This is a genomic window from Candidatus Endomicrobiellum cubanum, from assembly GCF_031278955.1.
GTDB classification, from domain to species: domain Bacteria; phylum Elusimicrobiota; class Endomicrobiia; order Endomicrobiales; family Endomicrobiaceae; genus Endomicrobiellum; species Endomicrobiellum cubanum.
This window is the reverse complement of sequence record NZ_JAITJM010000052.1, coordinates 23,876-38,778: the sequence shown is the minus strand read 5'-3', so window position 1 is coordinate 38,778 and position 14,903 is coordinate 23,876. Positions and strand designations below refer to the sequence as shown.

Below are 14,903 nucleotides of genomic sequence, written 5' to 3'. Positions count from 1 at the left end.
TTGTGTATGGTACTACTACAGTCCCTAAATCATCAACATCTTCTGGTATAGGTCCCCATCCACTTACACTTGATACCACGTCCCTTTTATTATAATCTGAAACTAATATTGCTCCTACTTCAATTATTTTTGTAGATAGACCTATTCTATTTGCGCTGTACTTCATATAATCTTCATTTATGTCTGGAAAAGGAAAACTAAATGCTAAAGAAGATACTAGCATCAAAACATCTAAGGAGTCACTTGTATCGATAACTTGTGTTATTTCCAACTTATACTTATCTCCTATTTCTTTTGTATCTCTAAGGGAGTCACCACCATAATGTGTACTCACGATCGTATTACTTGTTACTATCGTTCCAGTGCGCGTATTAGTGATTGTACAAGTATATTCTGAGTGAATTCTTTGGCTGCCTGATCTTACAAAATCTATACGGAATGAAGTATCTTTTCGTGAAGAAATAAAATCTAAATGATTTGTTCCATTCGGGAACAACATTCTATTGCTGCCAGATTCTTTTGTTAAATGAAATCCTACGGTCTTTTGAGCGTTGTTTCCAGCTATTGTACAAACTGTTATACCCGCATTTACGCAGTCCTCAAGATCTGTAAGTGGTTCTAAAAAGGTTCTCCCAGGGGAATAGCTGTTCTCATCTCGTGATTGGGAAACTAGAGTAATGCCTTTCGTTTGTAACCAATTTATGAATAGCACGGGCAGAGGGCCGGGAGCGTATCCATAGTTTGATATATAAATTTCAGCTTCAGGTGCTATTTCGTAAAAAGCTGCAGCCATAGAAGTGCCATGCCCCCACTCAGTATCATCATTATCAGGTACAGTGCCGTCACTCTGAATATTAATACCTTGGGCTCTTAAATTACACCATCCGCTAAAGTTACCATCAAGAACAATATATTTAACGCCCTGCCCTTTAAAACCTAGCTTGTGGTATTTTGTAACATTTATTAAATCCGTCATTTCGCTTGCAAAAGAAAACGAAATAAATACGTACAGAATTAATAAACTATAAATGGTAAAATTTTTAATAGTTTTTAACAAGATCATTATTTTCAAATCATTACCTTTTTCTATAAAATATTTGTAATTTTTATGATAATTCCAAAAAGTGTATGGTTATCCTTAATAGTTTGAGCTATGACTGTAAAATTTTGGAAATGCTCTATAACTTTATCATTTAAATTTTGGTTTAAAAAAGAAACCATATTTATAAGAGTTATATTTGTTGAGCTTTCAAAAATATGATTATTTATTTTAAAGTTTTCTTTTAAGAAGATCTTAGTGTCGTCATAGGCATACACAATTTGTTTAAATGAGTTTAAAATTATTAAAGCTAGATTATTTTGTTTGTGCTCATTTTGGACATATTCAATAATTTTATTTAAACTTTGGTTTTCTTGTAAAAGCCTTTGTATTTTTTGTGATTCTTTATCTTTTTGCTTTATAAAAATATCTGTAATTTCATTATAATCATTATCGGTATGATCTTTTAAATACTGGCGTTCTAAAGATTTTTTTATTCTGTTAAATGGCAAAAGTATTATTAACTTTGCAAGAAAATAGAATAACGTAAGTATTAAGATAGTACTGCTTATTGCTATGGTAAAATATTTTATTTGCCAATAGTTTGCATTTTCTAAGGTTTTTTTTATAGAAACAATACAACATAATGTATGATTGAAAGCTAATGACTGTGATATTAATAAAATTTCTGGATTGCTTGTTTTTTGAACAGTATATGTTTTATGTGTTGTAGCTATGGTATAAATTTGGGAATTTTTTTCCACATTCCACTGGTTTGTATTGTTATGAATAAGCACTTTGTTTTTTGAATCTAGGATAAAACAAGATGAAATATTTTGTGATTTTGAAAGATTTTCAATGTTTGTAAGAAGATTTATATCATCTGAAGTTTCGAGTGATTTGTTAAAATAAGGTAGTAATATAGTTATTTGTGCTTTTACTCTTTCAGTGGCTAAAAACTCTAATTCTTTTGCCTTGTTTTTTGAGAGTAAGTTAGTTAATATATAAAAAACTCCGCTCAAAATTATAAGTAAGAAAAATGATAAAAATATAATGTTTTTCTTCATCAGGGGATTATATCATAAAAAAATGGAAATTAATATTGAAATAAAAGTTGCAAAAACATTTTTTAGTAAATTTTTAGGTTTTATGTTTAAAAAAGATGCAAATTATGCATTATTGTTTAAAAATTGTAAATCAATACACACTTTTTTTATGAGATTTAATTTGGATATAATTTTTTTAGATAAAGAAAATAAAGTTGTTAAAATTGTTAAAAATATTAGACCTTTCAGAATCATACTTCCAGTAAAAAATTCATTTTCTATTCTTGAAATTCCATCAAATATAGCAGAACTTAAAGATATCATGATTAGTGACATTCTACTGATAAATGAAATATCAAAAAATCAGATCAAAAGATAATACCACCACCTAAAACTATATCGTTTTTATAAAAGACTGCGCTTTGTCCAGATGTAATAGACATTTGTTCCTTTTCAAACTCAATTTTTGCAGAAATATTATCAATAGGAGTAATATTAGCTTTTGCAGGCTTATGCTGTTGTCTAATTTTTACAGTTGCCTCTATTGTTTGCGTGGGAACTGGGATAGACACCCAAGCAACTTTTGTGGCAACTAAAGATTTTGAATACAAATCTTCTTTAGCGCCAACTACTATAGCGTTTTTTTTAGCTAAAATATTTATTACATACAAAGGCTCTTTTGTTCCACCAGATAAACCTAGTCCTTTACGTTTACCTATAGTGTAGTTCCAAATCCCGTTATGTTTACCAAGCACTTCTCCGTTTTTGTTTATAATATCTCCAGAACTTACAGGAAATTGCAGTATATCATTATAATCTCCGCAATAAAAATCTTGACTGTCCGGTTTTTGCGCTACAGAAAGCCCAATCTCTTTTGCAATATCTCTTACATTTTCTTTTTTTAGTTCTCCTAGTGGGAATATTGTTTCAGATAGAATTTTTTGATTTAATCTATACAAAAAGTAAGTCTGATCTTTAGTTTCGTCAAATGCTCTACAGAGGTGATACATATTTGTAGAATTGTCAAATTTTATGTTTGCATAATGACCTGTAGCAAACTTGTCAAAGATAAGACCATTCTTTTTTGCTGCGGTTGGTAAAACTCCAAACTTTATGTAAGTATTGCACCATATACAGGGATTTGGAGTACGTCCTTGTTTATACTCATTTCTAAAATTTTCTATAACAACTTTTTTATATTCTTCTCTACAATCTAATATATACAAGGGTATTTCTAGAAAATCTGCAATTTTTTTTACAGATTCAATATCTTCCTCTTCTGGACCAAGGCAAGCATCAATCCTTTTATTTTTAGGTTTTGGATAAGAATTATCCCAAATAGACATCATAGCTCCTGTTATATCAAAACCTTGCTTTTTTAATAAGTAAGCAGCAACAGCAGAGTCCACGCCGCCACTTAAACCAACTAAAATCTTTTTCATACTGAAATCTCCGTAATTTAACTGAAGGTTTTTAGAGATACCCCAAACTATATTGCAACATTAGAATTGTGAAATCCTTTGCTTTTAGAGATAAACCTACCTATAGATTTGATTTTGCTTTCTATACAAGTTCTACAATGACCAGGAGAATCATTTAAACAGATTTTTCCTGGATATATTTCATACTTTTTTCTGTAAATAGTTTCTGTAGCGTTTGGCATAACTACATTTGCACCACTTTGCAAAGCTATAAGTCTTCCATTGTGGTCTAAAGTTTCCATAGCAGTTGTAGCTGGTATATTAATGTCTGGCATGATTAAACGCAAAATAGCCATCACTTTAAGAGATAAATCAAAATGATTATTCTTGTTTATTTTTTCAAGATGTGATATGGACGTATCTGGGTTATAAATAAAAGGACCTATGCCTGCCATAGCTACTGGTATAGACTTTAAATATATAATATCTTTTGCAATACTTTCAAGTGTTTGCCATGGAAGTCCAACCATTATTCCAGAGCCTACTTCAAATCCAATTTTTTTGATATTTTCAAGACACTGCATTCTATTTTTTAAATTCATACCAGGGTTAAGTTTATTGTAAAGCTTTTCGTCTGTAGTTTCTATTCTAAGCAAATATCTATCAGCACCTGCTTGCCTATATGATTTATACTCATTAAAAGTTTTTTCACCAATACTTAAAGTTATTGCAAGGTCTAACTTTTTTATTTCAGATATTATGTATACCATTTTTTTTATAGTATAATAGGGGTCTTCTCCAGACTGTAAAACTACAGTTTTATATCCATAATTTTTAGCTTGCTTTGCTAAATTGATTATATCCTGTTCTTTTATACGATATCGTTCTAATTTTAAGTTAGTTTTTTGTAGTCCACAGTAAAGACAATTTTGTTTGCAATAATTTGAAAATTCTATTAATGCTCTTAAATGTACTTCATCTCCTAAATATTTCTTTCTTATCATATCTGCAGAAGAAGTAAGTTTTTTGATACTCTTGGTTTTTAATAGAAGCAGTATTTCTTTCTCATCTAAATTATGAGAATTTATAGATTTTTGCAATATGTAGTTTATATTATTTTTCATTTACGTTATTGTATCAAAAATGAACAATAAAGGAGATGGTTCATTTCTAATTTCCTCAAAAACCGGGCAAGTTAGGTGCTAAACACATAAATCACAAAATCTTATGGTAATCATTTACACGCTGTTGCGTGCAAAAAACTTTTAAAATATGTAGAATGTTACAGTAGTTTACATATTTTAAATGGTTTATTTAATAATTGAGGATAAACTTTGATATGGTAGGCAATATTATTGTAATTTCTGCTCCTTCAGGAGCAGGTAAAACAACTATATGCGATGCTATTGTAAAAAGCGACAAAAATATAGTGCGTTCTGTATCTTATACAACTAGATTCCCACGTAGTGGGGAGAAAAATTCTAGAGAATACTTTTTTGTACAAGAGACTGAATTTAAACAAATGATTAAAGAAAAAAAGTTTGTTGAATATGCTAAAGTACACAATAATTATTATGGTACTTCAACAGAACTTGTGAATAAGATATTAAATTTTGGAAAAAATGTTCTTTTAGAAATTGATGTTCAGGGCGGACTAAAAATAAAAAAACAATATCCGCATGCTTGCATGATTTTTGTTATGACTAAAAGTATTAATGTTTTAAAGAAGCGTCTAATTTTAAGAAATAAAGATTGCATGGAAACAATAAATGTGCGTCTTAATAATGCCAAAAAAGAAATACAATACTTAAAAAAGTATGAGTACCTTGTTGTAAATGATAATCTAGAAAAAGCTATAGACTCTGTGAAAACTATTATAAAATCGTTAAAATATAAAATACTAAAAAATCAAAAATATTTTGATTAATTTATGGTCTTTAGACAGACCTTTAATAAAAGGGGAACAAAAAGAATGGCGCAATTAACAGATACTCAATTAAGAGAGGCAGTTTCATCATCTAGTCTCGGAAGATACGAAATAGTTAAAATGGCATTAAATTGGATTTTAGTAAATAAATATAACGAAGAGTTTAAGAAATTGCCTCAAACAGAGCTGATTAACAAAACTTTAAATGATGTTATAACTGGTGTAGCAACTTTAGAGAAAATTGAAGAGTTACGCAAAAAAATAAAAGAAAATTAAAAATGTCTTTAAAAAATAAAAATATTATCTTGGGGATTTGTGGTGGTATTGCAGCCTATAAATCTTGTGATATTATAAGACAGCTTGTGAAATTAAAAGCTAATGTAGAATGCATTTTAACAAAGAATGGATCTAACTTTATAACGCCACTTACTTTACAAACTTTGTCAGGGAATAAGGTCCATCAGGATCTCTTTGAAGAGGTTGAAAATTATGATGTTAACCATATTTCTTTATCAAAGAAAGCAGACATTATTGTTATAGCGCCAGCCACTGCAGATGTAATTGCAAGACTTGCTGTTGGCAGAGCCGAGGATTTGCTTTCTAGTATAGTTCTTGCTACTAATGCAAAGATTTTAATATGTCCAGCTATGAATTGTAATATGTTTAATCATAAGGCAGTTTGCAATAATATTGAAACTTTGAAAAGTTATGGATACAATTTTGTTATGCCCGAAAGTGGAGAACTTGCTTGTGGAGATTGTGGCAATGGTCGTCTTGCTAAGGTAGAGGTCATAGTTTCTAGTGTTGAGGAAATGTTGATTAATGAGTAAAAAAATTACGTTTCTTATTCTATCTGGCCCAACCAAAGAGCACATTGATCCTGTAAGATATATAAGTAATGAATCTTCTGGACAAATGGGCAGTGCTTTAGCAGAAGCTGCAGTTAAAAAAGGTTATGATGTTATATTTATTTCTGGTCCGGCAAAAGTATTGCCAAAATACGTAAAGATTATAGATGTTATAACAGCTTTAGACATGTTTAAAGCTGCACAACTTAACTTTAAAAAAGCAGATATTGTTATAAATGCGGCAGCAGTTGCAGATTATAGGCCTACAAAAATAAGTAAACATAAAATAAAAAAAAACTGTACGCCTTCTGTGATGACAATAAAACTTAAACAAAACCCTGATATAATAAAATATTGTGGGGAAAATAAGCATAACCAAGTTGTTGTAGGTTTTGCCTTAGAAACAAAAGATTTAATAAAAAATGCTTTACTAAAGTTAAAAAATAAAAAGTTGGATTTAATTGTAGCTAATGGTATAGGCACTTTTAATTCTAAAAATAGTACTGTAAGTATAATTACTTCAAATAGTATTTTAGAAATAAAAAATAGAAGTAAAAATATTATAGCTGAGAAAATTATCAATGAAACAATCAGAGTATTTAAAAATATTAAATCTTGCAAAGTCAACTCTTGAAGATTATGATAATTGGGGTGAAACAGAAATTTATAAAACTAGTCAAAAACCTAGCAATAAAACGATTCCAGAAAAACAACAGAAAATTTTTACTAAAAAACCTCTAACATCTAAAGAACAGTTGGAATCTTTAAGAAAGCAAGTAGATAATTGTAAGGAGTGCTCTTTAGGGACAACACGGTTGAAAGCTGTTTTTGGACATGGTTTTGCAAATGCAGACTTGATGTTTATTGGAGAGGGACCAGGATATGATGAAGATCATAAAGGGGAACCATTTATCGGAAGAGCAGGTCAACTTTTAACTAAAATTATTGAGGCTATGGGTAAAACCAGGGATACTGTATATATAGCAAATATTGTTAAATGTCATCCTATGATAGATCCTTCAAACCCAGAAAAACGGGAAAATGATAGACCTCCAACACCTTTAGAAATGCAAGTTTGCAAAAAATATTTAGATATGCAAATAAATATTATACAACCTAAGATTATTGTTACTTTAGGGGCGTCTTCTACCAAAGGTCTTTTAAATAGAGAAGAACCTATAAGCAGAATAAGGGGTACAATTCAAGAATATAATGGCGTTAAACTTGTGCCCACATATCATCCTTCAGCATTGCTTCGCAACTCTAGTTTAAAAAAGTTTGTTTGGGAAGATATGAAAAAAGTAATGCATTTTTTAAATACTGGTGAAATATGATTGTTTTAGAAGTCGCTCTTCCCATACCTTTAAATAAAACTTTTTATTATTTACCTTTAGAAAATATAAATTCTCAAAGTTTTCTCGGAAAAAGGATAAAAGTTCCTTTCGCAAATAGAATTTTGATTGGATATGTAATTGATTTAAAAGATATAAATTTAGAAGATACATCAAAATTAAAGCTTAAAAAAATTGTTGATGTTGTAGATGACGTCTCTCTTATTACACAAGAAACTATTATGTTAAGCAATTATATTGCAAATAATTATGTCTGTTCGTTTGGCGAAGCGTTAGCATCTGCTGTTCCTATCTCCATGAAAGTTCCGAAAAGAATGTTAAAATCTAAAAATTTACGAAAGAAAGACGTTAAAGAAGAACATGTTTTAAATTCTTGGCAAGCAAATGCAGTATCTTTAATAAACTCTTCACTAGAAAAAAATATAAATTCTTGTTTTTTAATTCATGGAGTGACAGCTTCTGGAAAAACAGAAGTATATATAAAATCTATAGAAAAAGTTTTAGAAATAGGGAAAAGTGCCATAATGCTTATACCAGAAATTTCTCTTACAACTCAATTTGTTAATATTATGGCGCAAAGATTTGGGGAAATTTTAGGTGTTTGGCATAGTAATATTAGTAATACTGTAAAATATCAACTATTTTTAAAAGCGCAAAACGCTGAAATAAAAATTATGATTGGAGCAAGGTCTGCAATTTTTGCTCCCTTTAAAAATTTAGGACTTATCATTGTTGATGAAGAGCACGAACATACATATAAACAAGAACAAAAACCATCTTATGATGCTAGAGAAGTAGCCGAATGGAGAGCTAACTATAATAATGGTGTAGTAATATTTGGTTCAGCTACGCCGTCTTTGGAAACCTATAAAGATGCTCTAGAAAATAAAATTACTTTGATAGAAATGAAAGAACGTATAGGTAATAAAAGTTTTCCAGAGTTAAAAATTGTGCCTTTAAACAATAGATTTAAATCCAGTTTATTTATTTCTGAAACTGTCCAAGCAATATCAAATACAATTGCTAAAAAAGAACAAGCAATGATCTTTTTGAATCGCAGAGGCTATTCTTCTACTATAATGTGTAGAAAATGTGGCAATGTTTATCAATGTTCTAAATGTTCCATATCCATGGTCTTTCATAAAAATCCTGATATTTTAAGATGTCATTATTGTGGAGAAACTAAAAGTTTGCCAGTAACGTGTCCTACATGTAAAAGTAAAGATATAATGGTGTTTGGAACTGGCACTCAAAAAGTTGAAGATGAGTTAAAAAAACTTTTCCCTACAGCAAAAATTTTTAGGCTTGATGGGGATACAGCTACATCAAAAAAAAACTATGAAATAGCTTATAACGGGATAAAAAATTTAGAGTTTGATATGTTGATTGGCACGCAGATGATTGCAAAAGGATTTGACTTTCCTAAGGTGAGTTTAGTTTGTATTGTAGATGCAGATACATCTTTATATTTACCAGGGTTTAAGTCTGTAGAAAAAACATTTCAACTTATAACACAAGTTTCTGGACGTAGTGGGAGAGGTGATATAAAAGGTAGTGTTATAGTGCAAACAAATCATGGTTCTCATTATGCAATAGAATATGCAAAAAAAAATGATTATATATCTTTTTATAATACAGAAATAGAGCAAAGAAGGAAATTAAATTATCCTCCATATTGTTACATTGCAAAGATCTCTATTAAAAATAAAAGCGAGAAAAAGGTAGATGAGGATTCTCAAAAACTGTTTTACTTATTTAAAGATTTAAATGAAAAGTATAAATTAGATTTAACTTTTTTAGGGCCAGTGCCAGCATATATTGTTAAAGTAAATAATTTTTTTAGAAAACATATAATAATTAAAGGCAAAAAAGATAATATATTAAATCTTGCAAAATCTATAGAAGACATAAAACAATCTCCAGGAACTTCTGTTATAACAGAAATAATGCCATCAGAATTAATTTGACTATTACTGCTTAACTTGTCAATTTTATGAGGACTTACTAATAAAAAATTAGTTTTGGTTAGATCGATTAGCATAGCCATTTCACCCAAACATCAGCCTCTTTCTTGCTAGGTTCTTCAAAAAAATGATTGATGTCACTTTCTTCTTGCACAAGAAAGAAATTCAAGCCATTTGCAATTTCTTTGTTCCTCTTTTTGATATTTTTTGTTCGTTGTTCCTGTGGTGTATCAATATAATGTAATTCAGACGGAATACCTTTTGATCCATAAAATGCTTTATATTCTTTTCGTTCTATCTTCGACCAAAAACTATTCTCGATAATCACATTTATACCTAATAAAGCCAACTTTGCCGCTTTTTTTTTTGAGTGTATTCTGTAATTTTATTACAATATTTTTCATACAACTTTGGCTGTTCTTGATAATAATCTTTACCAAAAACATAAAGCATCAATTCGTCCTGTGAGAAGTTGAGATACAAATTTTATGACATCAGTTTTTTTGCGTAAGTAGTTTTCCAGAACCTATACGTCCGCAAATCATAATGATTTTCCCAACAGATATTTTAGTGTCCTTGAGGCTTGTTGGAGTTACAGAGGTAAATTTTTTTCGATTCCAGACTTTCTCATTTTAGTTTTCCAAAATATATCATTTTTGAATTCAATATTAATTGTCAACTCTATAGGATACTTTTTCCCTACAATCTTTTATTACATGAGTATATTTTTAGTGTGCCCTTTTGGCACTGCTGCGTTAAAAACTTGTATTTATATACGATAAACCCTGCGGTTCTTACCTTAATTTGTCAAAAAATTTACAACATTATATGCATAGGGTTTAGAGAAATTATTGTCTTTATTTTATATTTATACTTTTTGACCGTATTTATAAAAAATGGTAAAATCAAGAATCGTTATTTACTGTTTTTAAATAGAAATAATAACAAATTTTTTAGCTTAAGGAAAACATTTCAAATGGAAAAAAAAGAACAACTTCAACAAATGCCTCCTATTGAACAAATAATAGAACAAAGAAAGCAGAAAGCAAAAGATCTTGTTAAAGTTGGGATAAACCCTTACCCAGCAAAATATGTTTTAGATAAAAATAATTTAGATTTACAAAAGGAGTTTTCTTCTTTACAAACAGGTCAAGTTTCAGATGTTAACGTTAAAGCTGCTGGAAGAGTAATGACTTACAGAAATATGGGTAAGGCAGCTTTTTTAGATATCAGAGATGGTCATGCTAAAATTCAGATATATATTAGGTCTGATCAAGTAGGTCAAGAGGAATACAAGTTATTTAAAGATATGGTGGACTTATCTGATTTTATTGCGGTGGAGGGAACTCCTTTTAGAACTAAAACCAATGAACTTAGTATAATGGTTAAAAAGTGGACAATGCTTACTAAGGCGTTTAGACCCCTTCCAGAAAAATGGCATGGCCTTAAAGATACAGAAACAAGGTATAGACAAAGATATCTTGATTTAATTGCAAATATGGATGTAAAAGAGATATTTGTAAAGAGAGGTCTTATAATATCGGCTATAAGGCATAAATTAGAGGATTTAGGCTTTATAGAGGTCCAAACTCCTATTCTTCAATCTCTTGCTGGAGGAGCTAATGCAAAACCTTTTGTAACCCACCATAATGCTTTAGATATAGATCTTTTTTTAAGAATAGCACCTGAACTTTTTTTAAAACGTTTGGTTGTTGGAGGAATGGATAGAGTTTTTGAAATAGGCAGGAATTTTAGAAATGAAGGGATAGATAAAAATCATAATCCAGAATTTACCATGATGGAACTTTATCAAGCCTATGCAGATTATAATGACATGATGGACTTGACAGAAGCCTTAATTAAAACAGCAGCTGAAAAAATTGACTCTAAGATCAATTTAAACTTTAGAAGAGCAAAAATGTTTGACTTGATAAAGGAATATACAGGACTAGATTTACTTCCATATGTTGAAAGTGGAAAGATGTTTGAACAAGTAAAACATTTAAACCTTGATCTTCCTAAAGATGTTATAGATAAAAAAATATTAGATGAAGTTTTTGATCAAAAAGTTATTCCTAATTTAAATACTCCTACTTTTGTTACAGATTATCCTGCAGTTTACTCTCCTCTTTCAAAAGTAAAATTTGATCAACCTGAAATAGCTGAAAGGTTTGAACTTTACATAAATGGTATGGAAATAGGAAATGCTTATTCTGAACTCAATGATCCAGAGCTTCAAAAAGTGAGATTTGTTCAGCAGATGGAAGCAAAAAAGAAAGGTGATGATGAAGTTATGCCTTATGACAATGATTTTATTTTTGCTTTGGAGCAAGGGCTTCCTCCTACCGGTGGTCTTGGTATAGGAATAGATAGGCTTGTTATGGTTTTAACAGGCCTAGAATCAATCAGAGAAGTAATAACGTTTCCTGCAATGAGGCCTGAATAATCTTTATGAGTGTAATACCTGTAGAACTTTTTATAGCGTTAAGATACTTGAAAGCAAGAAAAAAGAGTTTGTTTTCTTTTACTACTACTCTAATTGCTATTGGTGGTACTTCTCTTGGAGTTGCAGCTTTGGTTATAACTTTAGCAGTTATGAGTGGATTTCAAAGGGATATTAAAGATAAGATTTTAGGTATTCAACCTCATATAGTTGTTAGTAGAGTAGATGGTGATATTTTTAAAAATTATAAAAGTATTGAAAATATAGTAAAAAAGAATAAGTTTGTTACAAGTGTGTTGCCTTTTATATACAAACAAGGCGTTATTAGAGGGCAAAATGCTTCTTATTCAGGTATAATAGTAAAAGCTATAGACTATAAGCAAGAAGATAGTATTCTTGGGTTATCAAAGCAAATAGTGTCTTCAGATGTACATTTTAATTCTAGTACAATAGGAAAACGTTCAATAATAGTAGGTCAGGAACTTGCACGAAATATTTTTGTGAGTTCTGGAGATGATGTCGTTTTAATGTTCCCGGAGAGTTTTACAAGTTTGCCAAAAATGTACAAGTTTAAAGTAGCTGGAGTTATTAAATCTGGTATTTACGACTTTGATTCTTCTTTAGGTTTTATAGACTTACAAGAGGGGCAAGATTTGTTTGATATAGAGAATGCTGTTACAGGGTTAGATGTCCATATAAAAAGTTTAGATAAAACTGATCAAGTAACGTCATTAATACAAAAAAGTTTAACATATCCTTATAGAGCTAAATCTTGGATAGATATGAACAAAAATCTTTTTTATGCTTTAAGATTAGAAAAAATAATGATGTTTTTAATTTTAGGACTTATAATTTTAGTGGCAGCATTTAATATAGTTTCTAATCTTTTGCTTTTGAGTGTGCAAAAGGCTAAAGAAATAGGAATAATGTCTGCTGTTGGTTTTTGTAAGTTTTCTATTTCAAAAATTTTTTTTTACGAAGGTATTACTGTAGGTTTAATAGGTACATTTTTGGGTATTATTTTTGGTCTGGGTATAAGTTTTTCTTTAAAGTATTTGAACATATTTAATCTTCCTAAAGCGGTTTATTATGTAGATAAGTTACCAGTATGCGTGATGTGGCAAGATGTAATATTTGTTGCTTTAAGCGCATTTATGATAACTGTTTTGGCAGGTATTTATCCTTCATACAGGGTCTCTAAATTAGATCCTCTAGAAGCTATAAGATTTGGATAGTAAAATAATGAACATACAGATTAAGAATTTAAACAAAGATTATATACAAGAAAAAGGACCTACTCTAAAAGTATTAAAAGATATTAATTTAAATATATCTTCAGGAGAAAAGGTATCTTTAATAGGGCCCTCTGGCGCTGGTAAAAGTACATTGATACATATAGTAGGCTTAATGGATAGTCCTACATCGGGCAAAGTATTTATAAATGATATTGACTGTTCTTTAATGGACGATAATGACCTGTGCGATATGAGAAGAAAAAATATAGGTTTTATTTTTCAGTTTCATTATCTTTTACCAGATTTTACAGTTTTGGAAAATATTTTAATTCCTGTATGGAAAGATAAAGTAAATAAGGAAAAAAGAGCATTAGAGATTCTAGACCAAGTTGGATTAACTTCTAAAGTGAATTGTTTGCCAAATGAACTTTCTGGTGGACAGCAACAGAGGACAGCTTTAGCAAGAGCTTTAATAAATAATCCAAAAATAATTTTCGCTGATGAGCCCACAGGGAATTTAGATAGAACCATAGGTGTAGAAATAGAAAATTTACTTTTTGATTTTTCTAAAAATTCACAGGCAACTCTTGTTTTAGTAACGCATAATCAAGAACTTGCTTGTAGGACTGATAGAGTTATAAATATAATTGATGGAAGAATGGTATAGCGTAAAACTGTAAAAGAAGACATTCGTTATAGGGTTTCTAGAGAAACCAATAGGGGAGTTTTAAGATGAAAGTTTATCTTGATGGAGAATTTGTAAAAAAAGAAGAGGCTAAAATTTCAGTTTTTGACCACGGTTTATTATATGGAGATGGAATTTTTGAAGGTATAAGGGCTTACAATAATAGAGTTTTTAGACTTAAAGAGCACCTTGAAAGATTATGGTCATCTGCAAAAGCCATTAATTTGACTATTCCTATAACACAAAAAGAAATGGAGAAAGCTGTTATTAAAACTCTTTTAGTAAACAAACTTTCTGACGCTTATATTAGACTTATTATTACAAGAGGTTGTGGTGATTTGGGGCTGGACCCTAACAAGTGTACCACCTTACCTTCTATAATTATAGTAACTGATAACATTTCTTTGTATCCAAAAGAACTATATGAAAAAGGCATTGAAGTTGTTACAGTGGCTACAAGAAGAGTAACGCAAGACTCTCTAAGTCCAAATATAAAATCATTAAATTATTTAAATAATATTTTAGCAAAAATGCAGGCTACAAGAAGCGGTGCCATGGAAGCTATAATGTTAAATTCACAAGGTTATATTGCTGAATGTACAGGGGACAATATTTTTATTGTAAAAAATGATAATCTGTTAACCCCTCCAAGTTCAGAAGGTGCATTAATAGGAATTAGTAGAGAGGCAATTATAGAGCTTGCAAAAAACAAGTTAAAAATCCCTGTCAAACAAGAGCGTATTACTCTTTATGATGTTTACACTGCAGACGAATGTTTTTTGACAGGTACTGCTGCTGAAGTTATGCCTGTAGTGAATGTAGATTCAAGACAAATTGCAGCTGGTAAACCAGGTGAAATAACATTAAAATTGATAAAAGAATTTAAAAGTCTTACTAGGTTAACAGGTATACCTATAAAATAGATTTTTAGTTATAAGTTAAG

16 protein-coding genes are annotated in these 14,903 nt (G+C 30.0%); 11 read left to right on the top strand and 5 right to left on the bottom strand.

Translation table 11 applies throughout. From position 1 onward, the window contains the following. Positions 1-976 (bottom strand): hypothetical protein (locus tag LBD57_RS04935; protein WP_373470223.1); only part of this gene is annotated, 976 nt, incomplete at its 3' end. A gap of 110 nt (positions 977-1,086) precedes the next feature. Next, positions 1,087-2,106 carry a hypothetical protein gene (locus LBD57_RS04930; RefSeq protein ID WP_373470222.1) on the bottom strand — a complete coding sequence of 340 codons (1,020 nt, stop codon included), beginning with the start codon at positions 2,104-2,106 and terminating at the stop codon, positions 1,087-1,089. A gap of 22 nt (positions 2,107-2,128) precedes the next feature. Between LBD57_RS04930 and LBD57_RS04925 the strand changes: the two genes are divergently transcribed. After that, entirely contained in the window at positions 2,129-2,464 is a 336-nt protein-coding gene (locus LBD57_RS04925; protein WP_373470221.1) for a DUF192 domain-containing protein, read from the top strand. Here LBD57_RS04925 and mnmA read toward each other — a convergent pair. Then, positions 2,454-3,527, bottom strand: coding sequence for a tRNA 2-thiouridine(34) synthase MnmA (gene mnmA, locus LBD57_RS04920; protein WP_373470220.1), 1,074 nt, complete (start codon positions 3,525-3,527; stop codon positions 2,454-2,456). The genes LBD57_RS04925 and mnmA overlap by 11 nt on opposite strands. A 47-nt stretch (positions 3,528-3,574) precedes the next feature. Continuing rightward, on the bottom strand, positions 3,575-4,630 hold the full coding sequence (gene hydE, locus LBD57_RS04915) for a [FeFe] hydrogenase H-cluster radical SAM maturase HydE (protein ID WP_373470219.1): 1,056 nt from the start codon (positions 4,628-4,630) through the stop codon (positions 3,575-3,577). Between the two features lie 215 nt (positions 4,631-4,845). Here hydE and gmk point away from each other — a divergent pair, with 215 nt between their 5' ends. Genes gmk through priA form a run of 6 tightly spaced genes read left to right on the top strand, consistent with a single transcriptional unit; the run spans position 4,846 to position 9,600 of the window. Beyond that, positions 4,846-5,433: a guanylate kinase gene (gmk, locus tag LBD57_RS04910; protein ID WP_373470218.1), complete on the top strand. Its 588-nt coding sequence runs from the start codon at positions 4,846-4,848 to the stop codon at positions 5,431-5,433. A 45-nt stretch (positions 5,434-5,478) separates the two neighbouring features. After that, positions 5,479-5,709: a hypothetical protein gene (locus LBD57_RS04905; protein ID WP_373470217.1), complete on the top strand. Its 231-nt coding sequence runs from the start codon at positions 5,479-5,481 to the stop codon at positions 5,707-5,709. A gap of 2 nt (positions 5,710-5,711) precedes the next feature. Beyond that, on the top strand, positions 5,712-6,263 hold the full coding sequence (locus LBD57_RS04900; RefSeq protein WP_373470216.1) for a flavoprotein: 552 nt from the start codon (positions 5,712-5,714) through the stop codon (positions 6,261-6,263). Next, entirely contained in the window at positions 6,256-6,915 is a 660-nt protein-coding gene (locus tag LBD57_RS04895) for a phosphopantothenoylcysteine decarboxylase (RefSeq protein ID WP_373470215.1), read from the top strand. The genes LBD57_RS04900 and LBD57_RS04895 overlap by 8 nt, the downstream gene beginning before the upstream one ends. Beyond that, positions 6,863-7,615 carry a uracil-DNA glycosylase gene (locus LBD57_RS04890; protein WP_373470214.1) on the top strand — a complete coding sequence of 251 codons (753 nt, stop codon included), beginning with the start codon at positions 6,863-6,865 and terminating at the stop codon, positions 7,613-7,615. The genes LBD57_RS04895 and LBD57_RS04890 overlap by 53 nt, the downstream gene beginning before the upstream one ends. After that, positions 7,612-9,600 carry a primosomal protein N' gene (gene priA / locus LBD57_RS04885; RefSeq protein ID WP_373470213.1) on the top strand — a complete coding sequence of 663 codons (1,989 nt, stop codon included), beginning with the start codon at positions 7,612-7,614 and terminating at the stop codon, positions 9,598-9,600. Before LBD57_RS04890 ends, priA begins: the two co-directional genes overlap by 4 nt. A gap of 67 nt (positions 9,601-9,667) precedes the next feature. On the opposite strand, the gene LBD57_RS04880 is transcribed toward priA, so the two are convergent. Then, positions 9,668-9,946: a hypothetical protein gene (locus LBD57_RS04880; protein WP_373470212.1), complete on the bottom strand. Its 279-nt coding sequence runs from the start codon at positions 9,944-9,946 to the stop codon at positions 9,668-9,670. 627 nt (positions 9,947-10,573) lie between these two features. On the opposite strand from LBD57_RS04880, the gene lysS reads away from it, so the two are divergent. The 4 genes from lysS (at position 10,574) to ilvE (ending at position 14,883) form a co-directional block, all read left to right on the top strand. Continuing rightward, positions 10,574-12,043 (top strand): lysine--tRNA ligase, encoded by a 1,470-nt coding sequence (gene lysS / locus LBD57_RS04875; RefSeq protein ID WP_373470211.1) that lies wholly within the window; start codon positions 10,574-10,576, stop codon positions 12,041-12,043. Positions 12,044-12,048: 5 nt separating this feature from the next. Further along, positions 12,049-13,275 (top strand): FtsX-like permease family protein, encoded by a 1,227-nt coding sequence (locus LBD57_RS04870; protein WP_373470210.1) that lies wholly within the window; start codon positions 12,049-12,051, stop codon positions 13,273-13,275. Between the two features lie 7 nt (positions 13,276-13,282). Next, entirely contained in the window at positions 13,283-13,942 is a 660-nt protein-coding gene (locus LBD57_RS04865) for an ABC transporter ATP-binding protein (protein ID WP_373470209.1), read from the top strand. 65 nt (positions 13,943-14,007) lie between these two features. Beyond that, positions 14,008-14,883, top strand: a complete 876-nt coding sequence (ilvE, locus tag LBD57_RS04860) for a branched-chain-amino-acid transaminase (RefSeq protein ID WP_373470208.1) — start codon at positions 14,008-14,010, stop codon at positions 14,881-14,883. Positions 14,884-14,903 lie beyond the last annotated feature (20 nt).